Source organism: Edaphobacter flagellatus (assembly GCF_025264665.1).
Taxonomy (GTDB): domain Bacteria; phylum Acidobacteriota; class Terriglobia; order Terriglobales; family Acidobacteriaceae; genus Edaphobacter; species Edaphobacter flagellatus.
On record NZ_CP073697.1, the window covers coordinates 3,310,877 to 3,334,608 of the forward strand.

The following is a 23,732-nucleotide window of genomic DNA, read 5'->3' on the forward strand; positions in this document are numbered from 1 at the left end:
ATTGGGCGGTTTCAGCAAAGCTGAAAACCGCCCATGTTGTATTTAAAGCTACTGTCGGTGGGTCCTGTTTCTATGGTGATATTGGTGCGCGTTGGCATTACTTTTTCTCTCTACTTCTTCCTGTTGATTTCACTCCCAGTGCGGTTGATTGCACAGATGGTGACTGGGGCCAAGATGCCTGGCTATGCAGAAGCTTTTGGTTTAAATGCAAGTGAGCAGGCTGCGGATTACACGGTTCAGGAGATAGCTGTAAAGGCCGGGAGCGACACCATGGCAAACGTGCTTTTGCCAGACGAGAAGCTTGTGTTGACTTATCGCTTTACCAACAAGACTAAACAAAGGCTGCACGCGCATGGAATGTTCCAGCTTATTCGGTATCAAACGGCTGTAGCGGTTGGAGATATCTGGGTCCCACATGTCTCGAAACTAGCCGAAGAAGGCGTGACGCTATTCGAGGTCAATCTTGCGCCAGAGGGATTTCAGGATGTCACCGTACGCCCAGCAGTACCAGAACGTTTTGGGGGATATGTCCTGATTGCGGACCTCACCGGGCACGGCAGAGCTTTTGCCTCGGCGCTGGTGCGCTCGATTCAACCGGACACAGGACGCGTTCAGTATCCAACCTATGCTCTGGATGCGACATGGCCACAGTACATGAATGAAGGCGTGCTGGTGCTCTTTGAAAAACTAGGTATTAAAGGGATGCGACTAGGAGCATCCTATGCGCCGGAGAGTGCTCCTGAGTATATGAAGAATATGCAGGAGTTGGATCGTTACATGCAGTGGGTGCAAAAGCATGATGTCACTGCCATGTTGACACTCGATAACGGCAGTATGACGACGCAGCCGTTGGGTAGGCCACGCCCGTGGCTTTCTTCAGAAAGCAAGATGCTGAAGACAAAGTCGGACATGGCGTGGCTGCCGAGCTACGACAAAGATTTTCAGGACTGGGTGCAACGCATATCCACGAATTACGGATGGCCCAAGGGAAATGTGAATGCGGTCGAGTTATGGAACGAGCCGTGGGAGAGTATTTCCATTTCAGGTTGGGGTGCGGATATCCCTCGTTATCAGGAGATATTCACGCACATGGCTCTTGGAGTGGAAGCTGCGCGTGCAAAGGCCGGAGTGAAGGTTCTGATTGGTGGTACGTGTTCGTCGTCTAATGCACGGGACAAGCTCTTTGCGGATGGTACGGACAAATATTTGAAATGGTTGGACTTTGTCAGCGTGCACTATCAGATGCTCTCGGCGGACCCCTCGGAGGTTCCAGAGTGGATGAATCGGAAGAGTGAGTATGGCCCGGTTCGTGTGTGGGATACAGAGAGCTGGATTGCTAATTCGGAAGACCGTGTCGCTGGAGTTATTGCGTCGATGCGTGCGCAGGGACAGTCGCGCACGGCTGGGGTGTATGGCGGAAACGTCTATGACAGCCACAATGTTCGACTTGATGGTCAGGTCTATCCTGTAGTGCAAGCATGGGTGCCAGCTGCTGCAGTTGCCGCGACACAGAAGTTTATTGGGCAGCGTGCATTCAACCGTCTTCTCTTTCAGAACGGACTGCCCTGGATTTTTGTTTTTGACGGGATATCTACTGGGGAAAAGCAAGCGCAGGAAGAGGATGGAACGGTTGTCGTTCTTGGTGACCTCAAGGCGCTCTACGATCCAAATCGTACGGTCTTTCGTTCGGTAAAACTTTTACCAGATGCAGAGCTGACCGTATCGAATCAGGGCCACTTTATTCGGGCGTATGATTTTTACGGCAATGAGATACAGAGCGACAGCGATACGATCCACGTACCTCTGAATGGAAGGGGTTATTTTCTACGTGGTGATGGCCGTATCGGATCATTTGCAAGGCTTTTGGCGGAGTTGAAGAATGCAAATGTGACAGGGTACACGCCTGTTGAGATTATTGCTCACGACATGATGACGCCGGTCGATCAGGGATCCACGCTGCGTCTTTCATTGACCAACATTCTTAATCGTCCTGTTACAGGACAGATACATGTTGCGCTCGAAGGTTTGAAATTCGTAATAGCGCACCAGACTATATCCTTGGCCGCAAATGAAACGAAGGACATCCTATTCTCTATAGCTAACGAGAAACCTGTTGCAAGCAATACATATAACCTTTCCGCTGAATTCGATGGGATTGATGGGCATTCTGTATTGCGGGAAGAAGTTCATGTGAATCAAATCGCACATCGAACGATCCAGGTTGATGGAGATCTCGCTGATTGGAGAGGTGTGCTTCCGCAGGTAATGCCAGGTTCGGGGATCGGCGTCAATATGACAGAAGAAGCGTGGCTACCGTTTACAGATTTCAGTCAAGGCGTGACGAATGGAATTTCGACTGTTTATCTTGCTTATGACGATACCAATTTCTATTTTGCAGCCAAAATTTCCGATACCACATCCGATCCCGGAATGCTTCGTTTCGCCAAGCGTGATGATGACTCCTACTTCTACCCCGATCGTGCAGAAGATACTGATGGCAAGATGCTCACATGGCCTGCGAACACACGACACTATTCTTATCGCAAGCATTTCGACGTACCTTCAGGAAGCGGCGAACATGACAACGTTCAGATAGCCTTTAATGTTCTTAAGGACAAGCCGTGGTTGCCGCATCCTCTTGGCGTAATGCCGCACTTTATTACCTATTGGGATACGGATTATGAATATGCACTGAACCCAATAGCCGATACATATGGTGGCGGAGCGGAGATATGGAGATTGCAGTCGCCAGGAATGCCACGGAAGCACTTTTTTCCAAGACAGCCGAGGTCGCCTGTTGATGGTGGCCCGGTAACCGGTCAACTTGTTATTCGACGTCAAGACAATACGAGGCTTGTAGAAGCGGCTATTCCGTGGAGTGAGATGCCCGCAGTGCGCGCCCTGATCGCGGCTGGAAAACCAGTGAAGTTCACGTGCCGTGTGAATGACAATAAAGGACCAGCTCACGAGTTGGCGGCTGATCGCAGCGTTTCCATCACGAACTCAATCACATTTCATGATGACTGGAAAACGCATTGGGCGAATGAGCTTGAGTTTAGCGCTGAACAATAGCTATAGAAATGACTCTTCTTGCCAGAGCATTTCGAGAAAAGATGATCAGGCTTTCGGTTCCCATCTCTGTTGGTATTCGCGGCCCCACAACTGCATGGCAGTACTATCGTTTTTGATGCGTCCCGTAGTTGTGTCTATCTCCAACTTGCGGTTGACGAAGTAAGAGATGTTGGTTTAGCTGCAGCGCTGTAATCGAAATCTTCCCTCTGCATGAACGATTGACGGCAACCTTCAAAGCAAGGCTTCAATACGACGAACACGCGCCACTTCGCTGTACCCAATGTAAATTGGAGCAGTTCATCATCGTTTATGACAACCTCCAGCGCAGCGCAGGATCAGCGGCTCAGCATGAATTGGTGATAGCAGGATATGGAGGGGAAGATGCAATCTGCTTCTCCTAACGCAATGTACATGCTGCCCATGCGTTATTTAAGTGAAATTCTAAATTCAGCAGGCTTGTGCCGATGCTGTAGAAAGAGACCGGTGCCGACTGGATTTGTGCGTCTGTCTCTGTGATTGGTTGAAGCAGGGCCTGTCGTGCCGCGGGTTACACGCCACGTGTCCAACACGCACCGAGCATCTCCCTTTTTCAGTCTGGAGTACGCTGAGAAGCAGATCTGCGGCCATGCCAACATGGAGATGCCGGCGACCAGTTGAATAATGAACTGGCTTAAGTCGGTAAAGTGCGTCCGCCCAGAGGCCACCATCACAGAGTAGATCACCGTGACGCCCCCGGTGAGCAAGACTCCCTATCGCGGAGGGGTACCCCTGCCGCGGAAGTACGGCTACAGCGGCTAGAATTTCGCTAAACCAATGGGAATCTTCTCATTGGAATCTTTCGTCCTGAACCAATGGGGCGTAATCTCACCTAAGTAGATTTTGGGTGTATGGAGGGCTTATCTGCTTAAAATTCAACTCGCGCATGGAACTGGGCTAGTCGGTAATTGGTTAACAGGCCTGTCGCAACCCCGAAGTCATTTGGATTATCGATGCGTGCGGAGATGGTCTTTGCGTCAAAACGCACGCTGTTCGTGACGTTGAATAGTTCGATTCCTGCCTTCACTTTAAAGCGCTCGTTTACAGAAAATGCTTTTTCCAGGCCTGCATCTTCCTCGAAGTAGCCATCACCACGAAGCGGATTCCTTGTTCCCGATTCGCCCGGCAGGGCAAAGTCAAATGCTTTGAGAACTAATGAGGGGTTCGCAAAGCGTTGTGCTAAGGATCCACGGCCGCCAGGAATCCTTCCAATCTGTGTCGCAAATCCCTGAATATCATAGTTAGTAGGGAAGTTATTCCCGTTATTGACATCAAATGGCAAGCCGCTAGTCCAACGAACGATTCCTGTGGTCTGCCAACCACCGATCAACAAATCTTTAAAACGGGAAATTGAAGACCCAAACCGCTGGCCACGGCCAAAAGGCAACTTCCAGATGTAATTTGCATTAATTTGGTGGCGCAGATCGTAATCCGAGGGGCCATAAAGCTGATTAGGATTCCATGTATTGAAGATTTGCGCGTCATTCGTTGATCCCGAAGATCCCAGGCGCTCCGCCTGCGAGGTCGCGTCCAGCGACTTTGAATAGGTGTAATTGAAATCTGCTTGCAGGCCAAGTCCAAATCGTTGTCGATAGACAGCCTGAAGGGCATTGTAATTTGATGTACCGATTGATCTCCACGCATAGAGTGCGGAGAACTGATCATGAAAGAAGCGGTTGGATGGATAGGCCCCGTTGGCATTGATTCCGGCACCTGTTGCTGCATCAGGCATGTCTAGCGCATATAGTGCGTTGGCTTCGTTATATAAGTTCAGTTGATAAAGCTGATAAATATTCTGCGTTGCAGTGAAGCCAGGGCCAAACCCAATATCCTTTCCGTCAAGAACACCAAACAACTGTTGCCAGTAGGCGATTGGTTGAACAGTGGAGACATCGACACCGGCACCATTGTTAACTCGAGCCATCTTCGACATCTGTGCCGCAGCCGCAAAATAAGTTGTTCCTGCGGCGGCCAAATTCGTTGGCATGGCAACATCTTCCTGCTCCAGCAGGTGACGGCCGAAACGCCCGACATACGTGATCTCAAACGAGGACCCGTTGCGAATCTCACGTGCGATAGAAAGATCCACGACATGCGAATAAGGGGTTTTGATCGAGGAATCCTGGGACCAGTAAATCGCCCCACTCGTTGGGCCGCTACTTACAGGGATGCCGGGGAAGCCGATCTTGGGTGGCGGAGGTAGAAGGCTTTGAGGAACATTATTCACACCGGTAAATCGAGGGGCGTTTTCGATCTTCAGCGCTCCAGCACTAGTCTGAAGAGTTGTGGCAAGACCAAACGATCCTTCATTTACGAAGTTATTCACAATGGCCGCGCCAAAATGGTCAAACACAAGTGAATACCCTGCTCGAATGCTGGTCTTTCCGGTTCCCAATAACCTCTTTCCGAAACCTGAACTTGGAATGGGTGAATATGCGATGGCAAATCGTGGGCTAAAATTTGTTTTCTCTGGCGTCCAATAATCTGGCTTTCCGTTATAGCGTCCATTCAAGGGAAACCCGAGTTCTCCAGCACCACTAGCTGCTTGTCCTGCAGCAGCTAACGTTCCGCTATTATTCACAAAGTCAGTCAACGAAAAATTCCCAGGGGCGCAGGCATTATTCAAAATTTTACATACTCCTACCTGTGTTCCCGTTGTTTCTGCAGGGACCTGAAGGTAGGAGTAGCGCACTCCATAGGTGAGCGTCAAAGTGCTAAGTGCTTTCCAGCTATCCTGTGCAAAAAATTCGTATTCATTCCATCGATAATCGCGAGTGACAGGTGCGCCAACTGGAAGCGTGGATCCGCTCTTCGTGGTGTTGTAGGTGACATTTCCAACATTGATAATTCCAACAATTCCCATCAGGCTTGCGTTGTAGTTTCCTGCATACTGTTTAGCGACCGCGGGATAGTTAAACGCTGCGGGGTCAAATGGTCCACCGCTTCCAGCTATTGCCTGCGGGTTGAGGTATTGATAGGTTCCGGTCGCATTAGAGTATGAAAGTGCATTGCTGGACGTAATCGTCTCGATAAAACGAATATTAGTTCCGAAGGCCAGATTGTGGTTGTGCTTCATCCAGCTAAAATTATCTGCTAGATTATAGACAGGTATGATCGTCGAATTGGATGAGCTCGTAGGTGTGAACGAGGTAATCCCTTGCAACGTCACATAGGGTCCAGACAAAAGTCCTTTATTGCTAAATCCTTGGCGAGTAAGTCCGAATACAAGGTTATTTACCAAATTATTACTGAGAAGCTCCGTATAGCCGGCTGCAAATCCCTTGCTGTTCGTCAGCAAGGTTGTGCTCGGAGGTTGTCCAGGAAACTTCGGCCCGCTGGGCTCACTGTCGTTTTGTAGGTTTCCACGCCAGAAGAGCATATGCTTCCCATTGCCCATAATGTCCCAGTCGAGCCTTCCGGTATAGGCGTTATAGCTGTGTTTTGCGACATAAGAAAAGCTGAATCCCTGGTTGTTGAATCCATCACCAATAGATTTGTTGTTAGGTAAAGGATAAGAACTGATCAACCCAAGAACCGCAGGGTTGACTCCAATTCCTTGTGGATCCATAGCTTTCAGATCGGATGGATGCAGGGTATAAACCATTTGCCCATTCAGCGGGGAGCAACGAGAATCCGACCCGTCTGCGCAAACATAGGTTAGATTGCCAGATCGGAAGCCTGCGGTTGGAACCGTATTGCTGTTCGAAGTAGAACCTTCTGTATCGCGTCTCCCCTCGTAGTTCAGAAAGAAGAAGGACTTTTGTTTCTTGATTGGTCCACCAACAGAGGCCCCAAATACGTTGCGAATCAGTTTTAACGGGGTATTGGGCAAGCCGTTACTCAACTGCGTCTGTTTATTGAAGAAGTCGTTAGCCTGAAAAAGATTATTGCGATTATAGGCATATACCGCACCATGAAATGCATTTGTGCCACTTCGGGTAACCAGCGTTACTTGTGCTCCGGAAGAGCGCCCATCCTGAGCATTCGCATTACTTGTTATTACGCGGAAATCCCCAACTGCATCTTGCGATACGCGCAATACGCTGGTAAAGGCATAGCCCATGTTAATGTCGTTTACGTCAACGCCATCCAGAGTGATATTGGACTGATCCGAGCGGCCACCGTTAACTGCTCCACTTCGTGAGTCGTTACTGGTATTTCCGTTCGATGTTGTGCCTGTATTCGAACTCTCTCGGCCCAGAAACGTAACGCCCGGTTGCAGGCTCAATAAGTCGGGAACATTCCTCGCTTCGCTTGGCAAATTGACGATCTGCTGCTGAGAAAATGCATTGCCTAGCGTTGCGTCAGTTACATTGAGGACGGGCTGAACATCGGCGCTTACTGTCACATCCGATGAAACAGTAGCTATACTCAGCGCCACATTGATCGTGGCAGGCTGGCTTACCAGAAGTTCGATGCCCGTCTTTTTCACCGTAGTAAATCCTTTGGAACTGATCGTTAGTTCGTAACGTCCCGGTGCCAGTTGTGAAAACTGGTAATCGCCACTTCCATTTGTTAGGTCTGTACGGATAGATCCGGTCGTCGTTCGCGTGAGTTTGACATCTGCTCCAGGGATGACTGCGCCACCTGCATCGGTTACGCGTCCTCCTAAGGAGGTCGTTGCCTGCGACCAGGTCAAAGGGGGACAGAGGAACAGCAAACAGGCTAGAGCGGTCCACGTCGTGTGCTTTAAAGGCATGCTGACTAACCCTTTCTCACGCAAATAGAAACACGGAAATGGCCTTGAGCCTTTTCCTGATATCGTTTTCATCTAATAAGTTACCGATAACGATGACCAGCAAATTATCACTTAATTTGGGATCTGGGATATCAGTATTTTTTTAATCTCTTATGATTTTTTTGCATGACCGGCTGATCTGCTGTTCTGGCTTCGTGAATCATCCATTGAATGAAAGAGGCTGTAAGGGGTGCCGAAGCCTTGGCCTCAGGCGCAACCACATAGTAGGAATTCGTGCTTCGAATGGGATAAGTGAACAAGAGAGAGAGCTTGCCAGAAGTGAGCTCATCTTCAATCAGGAGTTTTGGCAAAAGGGCCACACCCAGCCCACAGACTGCCGCCTGTGCGATCAGACCGAACTGCTCAAATCGCGGACCGCGCAGGGGATGAGAGTTATTAATTCCCATCAATTTGAACCATTCCGACCAGGCTTCAGTACGAGTTGATTGATGGAGCAAGACGGCATGCGTTAAGTCCGCGGGTTTCCTGATTCGATGGGCTGTTTCGAATTTTGGGCTGCAAACCGGCACGGTCTCTTCGTCCATAAGGTGATAGGCGACAGCTCCAGGCCAATTCGGTGATCCGTAGTGAATTGCAGCATCGAAAGGCTCAGCTTCAAAGTCAAATTGTGTGGACCGAGTAGAAAAATTTACCGTGACATCCGGATATCGCTGTAAAAAACCAGATAGCCTTGGTACGAGCCATTGGGTCGCAAAGGTCGGCAGGACCGCGAGGTTAAGAAGGTTTGCATTTCCACCGCAAGCCATGACTCGACTAGTAGAGCTTTTCAAATCTACCAGCACCCTATTCACATCTTTGAGATAGAGCCTGCCTGCATCGGTAATCACCATTCGCTGGCGCACTCTTTCGAATAGAGCAACATCCAACAATCCTTCTAGCTGGTGAATCTGGCGGCTCACTGCGCTCTGGGTCAAATTCAACTCGACGGATGCACGCGAGACACTCCCGTGTCTCGCAACGCTTTCAAAAGATTGCAAGCAGGCGATCGATGGAAGCGATGTCATGAATATCCCCCTCAATGTAGTGATGATTAACTCTCATGAAGTGCTGAAAGCATAGCATTTTACATTTCAACCCAATGAAGAGATAACTATTGCGATCGGCAGCGAATGCGATCAGCCATTCCTTGATCAATACGCGTTCTACTGCAGGAGTACAGAAATGGAGACGGAGTGATGCAATCAGGATTCCGAGGTACGTTGCGAGTAGTCCTTGACGAGATAATTGGGATCGAGCGAACAGGACGGCTATTCAGGGTTCTCGAAGTTAATCGTGCACTTACCGCGGATTCAATGCCGAACGCTTCAAGAGCGATACTGGCACAAGCACTCAACATGCTGCTTTTCGAGGACCTGTTAGAGCGAGTTCCTGAGGCAAAAAGCTATGTAAAGTATTGCCTTCATCATGGAAGGACCGTCATGCACGATCATGGTGCTGTTCGCACAATTGCTACGACAGGTATGGGAAGCCTTCCAGGCGGAGAAGAAGCAATCACACGGATTTTGCGTCCTCTTGGATACGCTCTTAATGGGATCTATCCATTAGAGAGGCTGCGCATGACAGGGCGTTCCTATGCTCAGGTTGACCTCCCAGAGGAGATTGCACAATTTTTTATCAGCGAACTGCATCCTGAACGTTTTTCTACGGGCTTTCAGGAAGCTTTAAGTCGTGTTACTTCAGCTTCAACAGACCCACTCACTTCTGAGGCGCAAGTACTGCTTGAAGAGTTGGAATCTACGCATTCTCTAAGCATCGATCAGAGTGTCGCTTTACTGCCGGCTCTCGTCTCTTGTTTTGGTCGTCAGCACGGAGAAATAACCCTCAATGACTATGAGCTATTGCTGGCTGAATCCTCCGAAGCTGCATGGATTTCAACTGAGGGTAATGCCTTCAATCACGTCACAGATCGTGTTGAGGATGTTGACCGTTTGGCGGCCGAGCAAAAGGCATTGGGGCAACCCATGAAAGCTGCGGTCGAGGTTTCCCAATCCGGCAGAGTACGCCAGACCGCGTTCCATGCAGCACGCGTCCTCAGAACCTTCCATGTAGTAGGTGGCGTGGTAGAAAAAGAAGTGCCCGGCTCTTTTCTGGAATTCATTACGCGTCTGCCATTGCCGCAGGATGAATCAGAGAAAAAACGGTTGGACCTGAGTTTTGATAGCTCGAATGCGCAGGCTATCTTTAAGATGACTTCCACCGCAAAGGCATAAATTTCACTATAGACAAAAATGCGCTGACCTTCTTGTCGAAGCGATGCATCCGCAATCTCCTAACGCCAACTTGGAGTTGGAGCGGAGCAAAACATGCTTTGGCGAATGCTTTTAAGTCTCGGCAGCACATGTCCGAGGGGTTTGGGTTCAGCATGCGGAAGCCCCATTGCTAAATAGACATCTCGATAGAGGTGGTAGAGTGCCTCTGCTCGAGCGGACTCCTCTGGTTGCGGCATGGTTACTTTATACGGTAGACAGAGAGCGTCTTGGGCAGCTTCGATCGAAGGGAACGATCCAGCTGCCTTCATGGCGAAGATGACCGAACCTAAACTAGTGGGTATGCCGTCAGGAACCAACACGGGTTTGTTGAGAACATTCGCATAGATTTGGTTTAGCAGTGGACTGTTCTGAGGGATTCCACCTCCGTTCACTACACGATGTACTGGTACACCGCTTTCTTCCATGCGCTCCACAATAATTCTTGTCTGAAATGCGGTGGCCTCGATAGCAGCAAAGAGTTCGTCCTGCGGTGTACTCTGTAGGTTCCATCCCATGGTGATCCCGCCTACATCAGGATTACCGAGAACAGTGCGATCACCGTTATCCCAGCAGAGCTTTAGCAAACCTGTTTGGCCGATGCGGTAGCCCTGGAGCTTTCCAGCTAGTTCGCCGACCGTGGTTCCTGCACGTCTAGCTATGGCATCAAACATGTCACCAACGGCAGGAATACCTGCTTCAATGCCGGTTAGTGAAGGATTGACGCTACCAGGAACAATGCCGCTGACGCCAGGGATTGCATGTTTGTCGCGCATTACGGCAATTACACACGTAGACGTCCCCACGACATTGACGATGTCCCCCTCACGACAACCGGCTCCTATAGCGTCCCAATGTGCGTCCAGCGCACCTACCGGAATTGGAATGCCCGCTTTAAGCCTAAGCCTCTGAGCCCATTCATGCGTTAGTGAACCGCAAATCTCATTGGATGTAAGGAATGAACCACTAATTTGATCCCGCATACTTGCCAACAGAGGATCGACCTGAGCAAAGAACTCATCTGGTGGTAACCCACCCAAAGCAGCGTTCCACATCCATTTGTGGCCCATAGCGCAAATGCTTCGCTTTAAGCCATCGGGTTTTCTTGCGCCGGTCAAGGTCGCTGCTACCATGTCGCAATTTTCCAGAGCTGTCGCAAACCGCTCTCGCTTCTCTACTGAGGCGTGGCGCATCCAGTGCAATACTTTTGCAAATCCCCACTCCGGAGAGTAATAACCACCACACCAATCGATATGCGGCAAGCCCATGCGATGTGCAGTCGCGGTGATCTGTTGCGCCTCTTCTGAGGCTCTCGTATCACACCAAAGGTAATATTCATCAAGTGGCTGGAGGTCGCAATCAACCATGATCACACTCGACCCGGTCGTGTCGATCGCAATCGATGCAACATATTCTCCATCCGTTCCCGCTACGCTCAATACAGCACGACAGGCTTTTGTTAGTGCATCCATCTGATCGAAATGCGACTGAGTAGCATAGGCGCCGTAGTTCGCATGACGATGTAGGGGATACTCGGCCACTTCCGTGCCGAGCCGACCACGTTCCGAATCATACAAAGTAACGCGAACACTCTGCGTGCCAAAGTCCGCGCCCATGACAATTGCCATTTCGTTTCCCTCACATTGCCTATACAGTCATCGGTATGCTGCTAGAAGAAGCTAGTGTTGCACATTATTGTCGACATATGATACTCATATCCAGCCTAAGATGAACTAATTTTGGAGGGCTTCGTTTGCCTGCAACTACCTCGGCGGTATCGCTGAATAAGCATCATCAAAGCAGCTATCGCTGGTGGTTGATTGGGATGCTGTGGTTTGTTTGCTTTTGCAACTATGCGGATCGGCAGGCAATTTTCTCTGTTTTCCCTCCTTTGCGCAGCGAACTGAAGCTTACAGATGTCCAGCTAGGTATCGTTGCCTCTTCGTTTATGTGGATGTATGCGCTTGTTGGTCCGATAGCTGGCTGGGTCTCGGACCGTGTTCCCCCGCGTACAGTCATATTGTGCGCTCTAGGTTTCTGGTCCCTTGTGACAGCGGCCACTGCATTCTGTCATAGCTTTGAGCTGATAGTATTTTTTCGGACGCTTGGAGGATTAGGCGAAGCCTTTTACTTTCCAGCGGCAATGGCGCTGATTGGTCTTTATCACTCTGCGTTCACACGTTCTCGGGCCATGGCTCTGCACCAGTCTGGCGTCTATGCAGGCACCATAGCTGGCGGGACTCTAGCAGGATTTATTGCACAAGAGCACAGCTGGCGTACATCGTTTATCGTCTTCGGCGCAGCCGGTATTCTGCTGATGGTCTTCTTAGCTATCGGATTGCGCAAACCTCCGGCAAGTGCTTCGAATATTGAACTTAATGCAGATCAGGATTTCTTGCGCGGAGTGGTGGATGTTCTTTCTCGGGGGCGTGTTCTTACGCTGATTGGCGTTTTTATTGGCGCGAACTTTGTAGCTGTCGTTTTCTTGACTTGGTTGCCGACCTTTCTCTACACCAAATTTCACTTCGGCCTTGCGAAGGCAGGCTTTAGCAGTACGGCCTATCTGCAAATAGCATCTGTTACTGGCGTTTTATTGGGGGGAGCACTCGCTGATCGTCTTGCATCCCATCGAGTAGGAGGGCGCCAGCTGGTCCAAGCCGTTGGCTTACTACTTGGTGTGCCTTTTATTTATTTGACAGGTTGGTCCCTAACAATGACTGGCCTGATCGTTGGGATGGTAGGCTTCGGCTTTTTCAAGGGTATGTATGATGCGAACATATGGGCTTCGCTCTATGACGTAATTCCTGTTGAGCGACGGGGCGTTGCGGCCGGACTGATGAACTCATTAGGCTGGCTTGGCGGCGGTTTTGCCCCTATCTTTATTGCAAAAGCAGCAGAGAACTTTGGCCTGAGCGCATGTCTTAGTGCTACTTCTGCTATTTATCTTTGCTTGGGGTTTGTGCTTCTACGCCTCGTATCCAACATGCGGCGCAGTATTACCTGATACGCTACACAACAAACGGAGCGGAAGCATCCAGTGCGGTGAGATGGCTTTCACGCTCCCACTGATCGAATTCATCTAAGCGCTCTCGCGCGCTAGCTTGAATATGCTCAGCTAAAAGCCGCTTCGCTTCCTCAGGGTTGCGTTGCAACACCGCCTGAAGAATGGCTCGGTGATGTTTGTAAATCCGTTCCAATTCTTCCCTGCAGTGGCCACTCTTGTGGATTGCGAAGATGCGAATCATTAGCCTCGTGTCGTTCACGACTTTCAGAATGCGGACATTCGCGGCCAGGCGAATGAGCAAAGCATGAAAACTAAGATCGGCGACGGAGAAGCGCTTCATCTGTTCGACATTAAGCTCTGGCTTCCCGCTATTTTTAAGCTCGCGAATTAGGGCCTGCGTCTCTTCAAGAAAGCTTTCCAGGCGGGTTTTATCCGCTGGACGTACACCATCACGTGCGGCACGTCCTACGGCGAAGACCTCCAGAGCTTCTCTCAGCTCATACAGATCAATGATTGCTTGTCGGGTTAACTGGGTAACGACAAGGCCACCTCCAGGGTTTAAATCCAGAAGACCCTCAGCAAGCAGCTGCCCTGCGGCTTCTCGAACCGGCGTGCGGCTGCTGCCCAGTTCTTTTGCAATAGCGAGCTCGCTCAACAGGGTACCTGCTGGAAGTTGGCCCGTGGCAATTTTGGTTTGGATAAGCTGATAGGCCTTCATCCGTGCGGATTGCTTAGGACCAGGATGGTGCGTGCTGGATCGGCGTGGCACATCCCGAGTGTAAAACAGTCGTTCTAAAATTTAAAAATTAATTTATATGTCGACATACAAAATACAGATTTGCTACTCTCACTTGGAAGCTTTGTACGCGGCAATTCAGGTGACTTTTTCACATTTTGTGATGTGCGAGTGGTTATGTCAGATCGCTAATACACTCCACCGTTTGTTTCTTTTTGTTGTTGCGAAACCTTTCTTTGGAAGGAACAAAATTAATGACGAAATATTACGGAGTCTATGCGGCACTTCTGACGTCACGGGATGCGGAGGGCGATCTTGACCTCACAAACTACAGAAGACAATTCAACATGCCAGCCGAAGAATTACTCTCCGGTTATGCAATTAATGGTGCTACAGGAGAGTTTCTCATCTGTGCTCCAGATGAGCTTGCGGTAATGGTGAGTACCGCTCGCAGTGCCGCACCCTCTAAGCAGCTTATTGTCGGTATTGGGGCAAGCAATGTAAGAGGCGCCGTCTTGCGTGGAAAAATTGCGAAGGACAACGGCGCCGATACCTTATTGCTTCCGATGCCGAGCTTTTTCCCATATCGGCAGGATGATTTGCGAGCCTTTGTGCTCGCGGTTGCTGATGCCGTTTCCTTGCCCATACTGCTTTATAACCTTCCTCAATTCACTACTAGGCTTGATGTAGACACTGCGATAGCTCTTCTAAAGGCACACGAAAATATTGTTGGTATCAAAGACAGCAGTGGAATGCTCGACATCATGCGGGCCATTACAGAAGCCAAACTTGGCGTTGCGCGCATTATTGGCAACGACGATGCGCTGTGTAAAGCACTAGAGTTAGGTTTATGTGATGGTGTTGTATCCGGGGTAGCATGTACGCTACCGGAGCTAATAACACGCCTCTTTATCAATGGGCCTGCCAGTGAAAGTTTTGCTCCAGACCGGTTGCTGCTCGATCAGTTCATCGCACAGCTATCTTTGCTGCCGACGCCGTGGGGGCTGAAGGCTGCCAGTCATGTGCGAGGTTTCTCGGATGCAAGCTATCCTTTTCCGCTCTCATCAGAACGACAGATTGAGATCGCTGCGTTAGAAAAATGGTTTTGTGGCTGGATGCATTCCGTAATAAAGGAATAAAGGTGTTTATGAAAAGTATCTATCTTGTCACCAGTGGCGATCTTCGACAGAGCGCTAATGAAGTCTGCTGGCCAGCCCAGGCTGAGCTGGAAAGCACACTAACAAAGTGCTTCGCGGATAAAGGGTGTAATCTGATTCGCGCTTTTCCGTACGATGCTTCGAAGGGGCACGGTTTTATTTCCAGCCAGCGGATGGGGATGAATATCTTCACAACTATCCCCAAGGATGCTCCATTAGTTTTCGCTACGGCAGCTTGGCAATACACGCACCATGTGCTCCCAGGTATGCGATCACATCATGGCCCCATCCTTACTGTGGCTAATTGGTCTGGCAAATGGCCGGGACTTGTGGGGCTCTTGAACCTAAATGGCTCTTTGATCAAAGCGGGGGTACGCTTTTCGACGTTATGGAGCCAAGACTTTACAGATGATTTTGCTCTTGGCGGCCTAAGTGAATGGATCGACACTGGCACGATCAAGCACAATCCTGCACATGTAACATCGCTGGATGGTGCAATTCTTAGCAGCGATGCTCACCAGCTTGGAGAAAAACTCGCATCGGAATTGAAAAAAAGGAAGGTCATTCTCGGTGTTTTTGATGAAGGGTGTATGGGAATGTATAACGCCATCATCGACGATGAACTGCTTAACCGTTCAGGATTCTACAAAGAGCGCCTGAGCCAATCGGCACTGTATGCTCGCATGCGCACCATAAATAATGATGATGCAAATGCCGTGCGTGCATGGCTAAATGCGAAGGGACTAAAATTTAATACCGGCACTGACGAAGCAACGGAACTTACGGACAAACAGGTCTTCGATCAATGCCGTATGTATATTGCGGCAGTCAGAATTGCGGATGAATTTGGTTGTGACAGTATTGGTATCCAGTATCAACAGGGGTTGAAGGACCTTGTGCCTGCATCCGATCTTGTTGAGGGCCTATTAAATAATCCGGACCGCCCGCCTGTTAGGAACGACGATGGGCGTGAACTTTTTACTGGGGATGCCTTACCACACTTCAACGAAGTAGATGAGTGTGCAGGCGTGGATGCTGTCGTAACGAATCGCTGCTGGAAGGCACTTGGTCTTGATCCTTCCACCACGTTGCATGATGTTCGTTGGGGGAAGGAGTACGATGGCAACTTTGTCTGGCTATGGCAGATATCGGGGGCTGCCCCTGCAAGTCACTTCGTTAATGGTTATGCTGGCTCGGAGAGCGATCGTCAGCCTCCTATGTATTTTCCACTTGGAGGGGGAACGCTTAAGGGGATTGGCAAGCCGGGAGACATCGTCTGGAGCCGAATTTTTGTCGAGACTGATTCCATCCACATCGACATAGGTTTGGGAAAAGTCGTCGCGCTGCCTCCGCAGGAGACGGAAGCCAGGTGGAATGAAGTTACAAAGCAGTGGCCGATGATCAGCGTTATTACGGAAGGTATTGGACGCGATGCCTTCATGGCACGCCATCGGGCAAACCACGTCAGCATCGCATATGCGGGAAGTCGTGAAGAAGCACTGAAGGCACTTACTGTAAAAGCAAGTATGTGCGCGGCTCTTGGTATAACGGTCCATCTCTGTGGGGTTGTCTTATAGCAATATGGAGAGAATGGTGCTATCCCCTGTAGGACTAAAATTGGAAGATCCTATCAAAGACGCGCAGTAATTAAACTGGCTGCCAAGACCAAGACAGTGTGCTAGTCGCTTTAGCGGTTCCTAAAAAAACTTTAAAAATTCGTGCGATAAAAATAGTGAATTTTATATGTAGACAATTTATATACATAATCGTATAGTTTCGTCCGTATTGAAATCTCAGTTCGCTCGGTTGCTTTGAAGTGAGCAGATAAATTAGCGAACATAAAGGTGAACAATGACGACGAACGGACGATTCGGTTACGCTTCGGGCAGGGTCCTTGGTTCGTGGAGAGAGCATGTCGGGAAGAATATCCATGCTGCATTCACACTGATGGCGTATCTGATGTTGGGCACCACTACTGTATTTTCCCAAGTAAATTCGGCCGGAACGATTTCGGGCCGGGTGACAGATTCGCAAGGCCATACGATATACGGTGCCATCGTATCAATCGTTGAGCAGCAAACAAATGTTGAGAGCAAATTGACGACCAACAGTTCGGGGTTCTATTCGGCAGGATTTCTCAAGCCGGGCAGCTACTCCGTGAAGGTAAGCGCAGTGGGGTTCGAGAGCGCTTTGAGTCAAGGCCTGACCTTGCAGGTGGGGCAAGTCCTGGGGCAGGATTTTTCTCTTAAAATAGGTCAGGTTAGCGAGACTGTGAATGTAACGGCAGGAGCGCCGTTGCTTAATACAGAATCTGGGGATCTGGGGAATGTAATCTCGCATGAGCCTGTGGTGCAACTGCCTTTGAATGGGCGCAATTTTTCACAGCTTGCCCTGTTGGTGCCAGGCGTGAACTCGGGTTCGGTAGGTGGTGTACGTGCGACCGGCGGCGGTAATGAGACACAGCGCGCTGGAACATCGGTTACGGCGAATGGGGCGCGCGGTAGCTTTAATCTCTACATGATCAATGGCATTCAAAACGTAGATCAATCGGTAGGCACAGCGAAAGTATTTCCAAATCTGGAGGACATCCAGGAGTTCAAAGTGCAAGTTGGCAATTCTGATGCGCAATTTGCTGCTGGTGGAGCTGTAGTGAATGTCGTAACACGGTCGGGCTCTAACTCATTTCACGGATCGGCATTTGAGTTTATTCGCAACTCCGCATTGGATGCTCGTGGATACTTCGACTCGGCCAAACCTCCGTTCCAACAAAATCAATTTGGCGTAGCATTGGGAGGGCCAATCAAGAGGGATAAATTATTTTTCTTTGTGGATTATCAAGGATTAATTACTCACACTGCACCTACGGCGATTACAAGTGTCCCTACACAAGCGATGCGCGCCGGCAATTTTCAGGGTTTTGCGAGTGTATATGACCCAGCGACATATAACGTAGCCACAAAGACACGTACGCCATTTGTGAATAACCAAATTGACCCATCGCGCTTTGACCCCGTTGCTGTCAATCTACTGCAGGTGCTCCCACTACCAAATCTTGCCGGGAACGCTAATAATTTCCGCTATAACAACCTTCAGGTTAATGTGCAACATCAGTATGACGTACGGTTGGACTACATCATGTCGTCCAAGGATAGCGTATTTTTGCAGTACACCAACGGACGTGCCGATGTGAGCTTTCCTAAAACTCCTGTGAAGGTTGGCAGCAGTTTCAATCCCCTCGCATTTGCAGGTGCTAACCGAAATAATCATGCGCCAAGCCTACAAGCCACTCTACAAGAGACACACATATTTTCGTCGGCTTTGGTTAATGAACTAGCGCTAGGTTACACCCGGTTTATTTTGAGAGTGAGCCCCTTGGATCAGGGATACAACACATCAGCAGCATTGGGGCTGCAGGGTGCAAATACCGCTACAAATACTGATGGTTCAGGTCTAGCAAGTCTCACGATGTCCGGTTTTAGCGGGTACAGTGCGAGCTTCCAGCCTGAAATAGTACCGCAGAATACGATCCAGCTTTCAGATAATGTGCTCTTTAACTATGGTGCGCATGTATTCCGCTTCGGTTTTAGCGGTGTACATAACAATTTTGGATTCAATCAACTTTCTGCGCCATCGGGACAATTGAGTTTTACGGGAACCTATACGAACAATGGAGCATCATCAGGGGGATCTGGATTTGCAGACTTCTTGCTTGGACTCCCAGTGAGTTCTACAAAATCGATTCTTCCTAGTGGCATGCCCTATGTTAGCTACACAGATTTCGGATCTTATGCTCAGGATACCTGGCGCATTACGCCCAAGCTTACAGCGGTATTGGGACTGCGGTATGACTTATTTACATCGCTTATTGATCGAAAAGACCGTCAATCGAACTTTGTCCCGGACGGCGGAACAATCGCGGCGGCACCTGGTGGCACAGGTACCGTTGTCATAGGAAATCAGGGTGGTTATAGTCGCGGCATTGTGCAGACACGGAAGTTGAACTTCACACCTCGGCTCAGTCTTGCTTATAAAGTCGGCGATAAGACGGTAGTGCGATCGGCTTTTGGTGCATATTTCTTTAACGAACAAGGTACGGGGTCATCTGCGCGATTGTTCCTGAACTATCCATTCGCACAAACATTTAGTACAACCTGCGATGGTGGTGTGCCTTGCCTTTCGACCTCTACAGGTATTCCGCTTGTTCCTTCGGCAAGTAATGTACCGGTTGTTGTTTACTTTCCGCTGAAAAATCCGACACCTTATGTAAATCAATGGAATTTCACTATTGAGAATCAGGTTACGAGCTCTCTTGTCGTGCGTGGGTCTTATGTAGGTGCAAAAGGCACACACCTTGGTATTGCGCTCAATGAGAATGTAGCTATTCCGGGATCTGGAAATGTCTTATCACGACAGCCGTATGCCGCGTATTCGACAATTCAGGCGTGGGAGAATCGCGGTGTTTCGAGCTACAACGCATTACAGCTTTCAGCGGAACAACGCGCATGGCGAGGTCTGCAGTACCTTGCAGCCTACACCTGGAGCCGCAGCGTTGACGAAGGCTCTGGGGGAAATTCCTCTTCGAGTGAATCACGTATCAATATTCAAAATCCCCGCAATCTTTCGGCAGATTACGGCCTTTCAGATTTTGACCATCGGCATCGATTCACCTTCAGTCCAGTGTATGAACTTCCTTTTGGACGCGGAAGGCAATACGGGTCACATGTCCACTGGTTTGTCGATGGTGTAATAGGGCAATGGGATTTAACGGGTATTGTTACTTTGCAAAGTGGCGCTCCGTTCTCAGTTTCTATGTCATCAAATGCCTCGCTGAATACGGGAACATTTCTACGCCCTAATCGCATCTGCAATGGCAGTAAGCCTAGTGGGCAACGGACACTCTCCGCCTACTACGACATAAGCTGCTTCGTGAATCCACCCCAATATCAGTTTGGTAATACAGGACGTAATATCCTGATTGGACCGAGTTATCAAACTATTGATGCGGGCCTCCATAAGGAGTTCCGTATTCGAGAATCGCTGGGCATGCAATTCCGGGCAGAGTTCTTCAATCTGTTCAATACCGCGAACTTTGGCTTCCCAGGCAACAGTATTGGCTCCGCATCGGCAGGTAAAATCTCGGCGTTGGCAACAGGGGCAACGGCAAGACAATTGCAGTTTGCAGCGCGGCTTCACTGGTAACCAACAGGATCTATTTAGGAATAATTTAGCTGATTATTCAGGATTATGCCCATAACCGTTTTGTAGAAAGCATGAGGGAATAGAAGGCATGAAGCGTAGGACATTTTTGCGCGTTGCAACGGCGGCGGCCGCTGCCTCCAGCATAGGAAATAAAAGTCTGTTGAATGCGCTGGAGCTGGGATGGACGGAGATGAATGACGTCTCTGTATTGCTGCCCCCCTCCCCTACAAAGCGTGAGCGCGTTGCCGCAGAGATGCTAGTCGACGAGATTATGAAGCGGTGCGGTGTAGAGTGGAAGATAGGCTCTACAGGCACAATCAAAATTTATTTGGGAACACGATCCTCATGGTCTGGATTTGGGGGAAGAGTCGTCTCGGTTATGGGGAAAGCCACGAGGCTTCCTGCAGAATCGTTTGCGATTGAAAGTCGAAGCGAAGGTGGCTCATGGATTGCAGTATGCGGAAGTGATGAGCGCGGATTGATCTTTGGTGTAGGCAAACTGCTCCGTATGTTTAACCTGCAGCGACGATCCATTGCAACAAAGCTATCGTCGCTAAATCTAACAAGTTCGCCGCATTATGCGATTCGCGGCCATCAGCTTGGATATCGACCCAAGACAAATGCGTACGATGCGTGGACCGTAGAGATGTGGGACCAGTACATCCGGGAACTCGCGATCTTCGGGACAAATACAATCGAATTGCTTCCTCCCATCACCGATGACCTCTCCGATAGCCCACACTTCCCCATTCCACCACAGAAGATGATGGTGGAGATGTCGCGTATCTGCGATAAGTACGATCTGGATGTTTCGGTGTGGTATCCGGCGATGGCCAAAGACTATAGCGATCAGAAGACCGTCGAAGCTGAGGTTCGCGACTGGGCGGCCGTTCTTCATGATCTGCCACGCGTGAACGTCGTATTTGTACCAGGAGGAGATCCAGGACACACACCACCAAAGTACATGCTGGCATTACTCGAAAAAGAGAAAGCCAATCTACGCAAGACACACCCAGAATTGCAGATGTGGATGTCGCCACAGTCGTTCAATGCAGCATGGATGGACGAGTTTTACGCGATGGTGAAAGAGCCTCATACGCAGGTCTGGCTGGATGGAATTGTGTTTGGCCCGCAGAACAGAAGCTCGATTGCGGAATTGAGGAAAAAGCTTCCGGAAAAATATCCGATTCGCTTCTATCCAGACATCACGCATAGTATTCAATCGCAATATTCGATGAACAACTGGGATATCGCTCTTGCGCTAACAGAAGGTCGAGAGGTCGTTAATCCAAGGCCCGAGGCAGAAGCTGCAATCCTGCGGTCAGAACTAAAACACACGGTGGGGTTTGTAAGCTACTCAGAAGGTTGTAACGACGACGTAAATAAGTTTGTGTGGAGCATCCTGGCATGGAGTCCAGAGATGCCCGTAGATATTGCACTTAGAGATTTTGGGCATTACGTCATCGGAGCGAAGGAAGGTTCAGGCTACGCTCAAGGCTTGCTGGATCTGGAGCAGAACTGGAATGGGCCATTAGCCACCAATAAGTTGGTAGATATTACTCTGCAAAAGTTTCTGAACTTGGAGCGGAATGCTTCACCATTTGTACTGGAGAATTGGCGTTGGCAGCAAGCAATGTTCCGCGCCTGCTGCGATGCATATGTACGGCAGCGATTATTGTTCGAGACTGGAGAGATGACGAGGGCTAAAAGTGTTCTAGGGCGGATCGAAGATGTTGGATTCGGTTCGGTGCCATGGGGAATTGGCGATGCCCCCGCGAAAACGCCTGCTAATGGCATCGATCCGCAAAATTTAATCGATGAAGCCTTAGATATTTTACGCAGAAGCGCAATAACACTGGTTTCCCCAGTGCTTCGTACGCGAATTATGGAGCTTGGTTATGCCCTGCTGCAGAGCATTCACCAGCAACTTGCTGTTGAGCGCTATGCGGCTGAGGCTGTGGATCGTGGCGCACCACTCGACACGATCGATCACCCGGTAACCGACGGGCCGTACTTCCAAAAGCAATTAGCCACGATCGCGAAGATCGAAGATCAAGAAGAGAAGATCATGGCGATTCGTACTTTGTTGGATCGCACGAATCCTGGCCCTGGCGGCTTCTACGATGAGTTAGGCAATACCGAGAACCGGCCTCACCTTGTACTCGGAGATACTGTGGGCGACTTCGACTTTCGGCGTTCTGTGCATGTAGGGACTAGCTATCCTGATCATTATGGTGCAAGTATTCCTATGGCGTGGAAACACTGGGCTGAAACATTGTACGAGGCCCCCTTAAAGATGCACTATGCAGGGCTTGATCCGGACGTCGAATATACCTTGCAAGTTGTGATTTCAGGTGACTCACGCGGGGTGAAGACGCGGCTTGTTGCCAATGAAGGAATTGAGATCCATCCATTGCAGCTAAGACCTTGGCCGCCCGCTTCTCAGACATTTTCTGTACCACAAGCCGCAACTGCCAACGGAGAACTATGGCTGACGTGGACACGTGAAGCTGGACTAGGTGGCAATGGACGTGGATGCCAGGTAGCAGAAGTGATGTTGAAACCTGTCGTGAAAAAGGAGCCCACGGCATGACGGGAGAGTATCGAGCCGGAGAACATCCGCCATCCACAGATAGGTGGAATATGGTTCGCCGGCGATTGAGCGCAGGCGAGTATGTGATTGGAATGACAGTAACCTCCAGCAATATAGAAACGGCAGCCTATGCCGCCACACTCGGCTTCCATTTTTTATGGGCTGAGATGGAGCACTCGCCGCTTTCGCTGGAGTCGTTACGAGCAATGGTGCTTGCAACCCGCGGACTTGAGGCTCCTGTCTTTGCAAGAGTTCCCTGGTCAGAATTGTGGCTCGCAAAACGTATCCTAGACCAGGGAGTGCAGGGCGTGATCTTCCCATTTGTCTCAACACCGGAACGAGCGGTAATTGCGGCTCAAGGATGCCACTATCCACCATTTGGGAAGAGAGGTTCAGGTGCAGGACTCGCCGTTACGACTTGGCCTGTAGCGGGGAATTACTATGACTCCGCTGATGCGAATGTGCTGGTCGTTTGTGTTGTTGAGGAGGCGTCTGCCCTCGATGAGATCGAGGCGATTGCTGCGACTCCTGGTGTGGACGTGATCTTTATCGGTGTGAGCGACCTGTCATTTTCCTTGGGATTGCGAGGACAGCAGGATGATCTACTGGATACAGCGATTGCGAAAATTGTTGCCGCAGCTAAGCGGCATGGGAAGTGGCTAGGGCGTCCTGCAGGAAGTGCGGCAGAGGTGAAGCGCTTTCATTCGGAAGGATTCCAATTCTTCCAGTCTGTAACCGAGCTCGGATTGATGAAGCTGGGAGCCAAGGCACTATTGGAGCCGCTTGGAATTAAAGATAAGCCGCGTGAGCAGAAGACATTTTATTAGAGTTTGTTTCGGAATATCAGTGGTAGCTTGAAGATCTGTGTGATGTACGGTTTGTTCAGGCATTCGACGGATGGAAGGCGTTGGTTCGGATGCTTGCTAAGGA

Annotated in this window: 12 protein-coding genes; 8 read left to right on the forward strand and 4 right to left on the reverse strand. The window is 49.8% G+C overall.

Features of this window, described 5'->3' with window-relative positions; translation table 11 throughout:
- Positions 1–33: 33 nt before the first annotated feature.
- Complete coding sequence (locus KFE13_RS13835) at positions 34–3,072, forward strand: DOMON domain-containing protein (RefSeq protein WP_260703695.1); 3,039 nt, start codon at positions 34–36, stop codon at positions 3,070–3,072.
- Between the two features lie 904 nt (positions 3,073–3,976).
- On the opposite strand, the gene KFE13_RS13840 is transcribed toward KFE13_RS13835, so the two are convergent.
- Together KFE13_RS13840 and KFE13_RS13845 are read right to left on the reverse strand one after the other, a co-directional pair.
- Positions 3,977–7,879, reverse strand: coding sequence for a carboxypeptidase-like regulatory domain-containing protein (locus KFE13_RS13840; RefSeq protein WP_313900647.1), 3,903 nt, complete (start codon positions 7,877–7,879; stop codon positions 3,977–3,979).
- A gap of 59 nt (positions 7,880–7,938) precedes the next feature.
- The gene (locus tag KFE13_RS13845; protein WP_260703696.1) at positions 7,939–8,871 is read right to left on the reverse strand and encodes a LysR family transcriptional regulator; all 933 of its coding nucleotides are present in this window, start codon (positions 8,869–8,871) and stop codon (positions 7,939–7,941) included.
- Positions 8,872–9,042: 171 nt separating this feature from the next.
- On the opposite strand from KFE13_RS13845, the gene KFE13_RS13850 reads away from it, so the two are divergent.
- Entirely contained in the window at positions 9,043–10,077 is a 1,035-nt protein-coding gene (locus KFE13_RS13850; RefSeq protein WP_260703697.1) for a DUF1338 domain-containing protein, read from the forward strand.
- Between the two features lie 59 nt (positions 10,078–10,136).
- Here the strand turns inward: KFE13_RS13850 and KFE13_RS13855 are convergent, their stop codons facing one another.
- Positions 10,137–11,741 (reverse strand): ribulokinase, encoded by a 1,605-nt coding sequence (locus tag KFE13_RS13855; protein WP_260703698.1) that lies wholly within the window; start codon positions 11,739–11,741, stop codon positions 10,137–10,139.
- A gap of 125 nt (positions 11,742–11,866) precedes the next feature.
- On the opposite strand from KFE13_RS13855, the gene KFE13_RS13860 reads away from it, so the two are divergent.
- On the forward strand, positions 11,867–13,117 hold the full coding sequence (locus tag KFE13_RS13860; protein ID WP_260703699.1) for an MFS transporter: 1,251 nt from the start codon (positions 11,867–11,869) through the stop codon (positions 13,115–13,117).
- Positions 13,118–13,121: 4 nt separating this feature from the next.
- Here the strand turns inward: KFE13_RS13860 and KFE13_RS13865 are convergent, their stop codons facing one another.
- Positions 13,122–13,835: a GntR family transcriptional regulator gene (locus tag KFE13_RS13865; protein ID WP_260703700.1), complete on the reverse strand. Its 714-nt coding sequence runs from the start codon at positions 13,833–13,835 to the stop codon at positions 13,122–13,124.
- A 272-nt stretch (positions 13,836–14,107) separates the two neighbouring features.
- On the opposite strand from KFE13_RS13865, the gene KFE13_RS13870 reads away from it, so the two are divergent.
- The 5 genes from KFE13_RS13870 to KFE13_RS13890 all read left to right on the forward strand — a co-directional run bounded on the left by KFE13_RS13870 (position 14,108) and on the right by KFE13_RS13890 (position 23,629).
- On the forward strand, positions 14,108–14,992 hold the full coding sequence (locus tag KFE13_RS13870) for a dihydrodipicolinate synthase family protein (protein WP_260703701.1): 885 nt from the start codon (positions 14,108–14,110) through the stop codon (positions 14,990–14,992).
- Positions 14,993–15,000: 8 nt separating this feature from the next.
- Positions 15,001–16,587: a fucose isomerase gene (locus KFE13_RS13875; RefSeq protein WP_260703702.1), complete on the forward strand. Its 1,587-nt coding sequence runs from the start codon at positions 15,001–15,003 to the stop codon at positions 16,585–16,587.
- 274 nt (positions 16,588–16,861) lie between these two features.
- Complete coding sequence (locus KFE13_RS13880; protein WP_260703703.1) at positions 16,862–20,209, forward strand: TonB-dependent receptor; 3,348 nt, start codon at positions 16,862–16,864, stop codon at positions 20,207–20,209.
- Between the two features lie 88 nt (positions 20,210–20,297).
- A complete protein-coding gene (locus tag KFE13_RS13885) occupies positions 20,298–22,802 on the forward strand; it encodes a hypothetical protein (protein ID WP_260703704.1) in 2,505 nt (834 codons plus the stop codon).
- The gene (locus KFE13_RS13890; RefSeq protein WP_260703705.1) at positions 22,799–23,629 is read left to right on the forward strand and encodes an HpcH/HpaI aldolase family protein; all 831 of its coding nucleotides are present in this window, start codon (positions 22,799–22,801) and stop codon (positions 23,627–23,629) included. The genes KFE13_RS13885 and KFE13_RS13890 overlap by 4 nt, the downstream gene beginning before the upstream one ends.
- Positions 23,630–23,732: the final 103 nt, after the last annotated feature.

Excerpts from the sequence above, each read along its gene's own strand:
- KFE13_RS13835 (WP_260703695.1), top strand. The coding sequence starts at position 34 with ATGTTGTATTTAAAGCTACTGTCGGTGGGTCCTGTTTCTATGGTGATA.
- KFE13_RS13890 (WP_260703705.1), top strand. The coding sequence starts at position 22,799 with ATGACGGGAGAGTATCGAGCCGGAGAACATCCGCCATCCACAGATAGG.
- KFE13_RS13870 (WP_260703701.1), top strand. The coding sequence starts at position 14,108 with ATGACGAAATATTACGGAGTCTATGCGGCACTTCTGACGTCACGGGAT.
- KFE13_RS13855 (WP_260703698.1), bottom strand. The coding sequence starts at position 11,741 with ATGGCAATTGTCATGGGCGCGGACTTTGGCACGCAGAGTGTTCGCGTT.
- KFE13_RS13875 (WP_260703702.1), top strand. The coding sequence starts at position 15,001 with ATGAAAAGTATCTATCTTGTCACCAGTGGCGATCTTCGACAGAGCGCT.
- KFE13_RS13850 (WP_260703697.1), top strand. The coding sequence starts at position 9,043 with ATGCAATCAGGATTCCGAGGTACGTTGCGAGTAGTCCTTGACGAGATA.
- KFE13_RS13880 (WP_260703703.1), top strand. The coding sequence starts at position 16,862 with ATGACGACGAACGGACGATTCGGTTACGCTTCGGGCAGGGTCCTTGGT.
- KFE13_RS13845 (WP_260703696.1), bottom strand. The coding sequence starts at position 8,871 with ATGACATCGCTTCCATCGATCGCCTGCTTGCAATCTTTTGAAAGCGTT.
- KFE13_RS13865 (WP_260703700.1), bottom strand. The coding sequence starts at position 13,835 with ATGAAGGCCTATCAGCTTATCCAAACCAAAATTGCCACGGGCCAACTT.
- KFE13_RS13885 (WP_260703704.1), top strand. The coding sequence starts at position 20,298 with ATGAAGCGTAGGACATTTTTGCGCGTTGCAACGGCGGCGGCCGCTGCC.
- KFE13_RS13840 (WP_313900647.1), bottom strand. The coding sequence starts at position 7,879 with ATGAAAACGATATCAGGAAAAGGCTCAAGGCCATTTCCGTGTTTCTAT.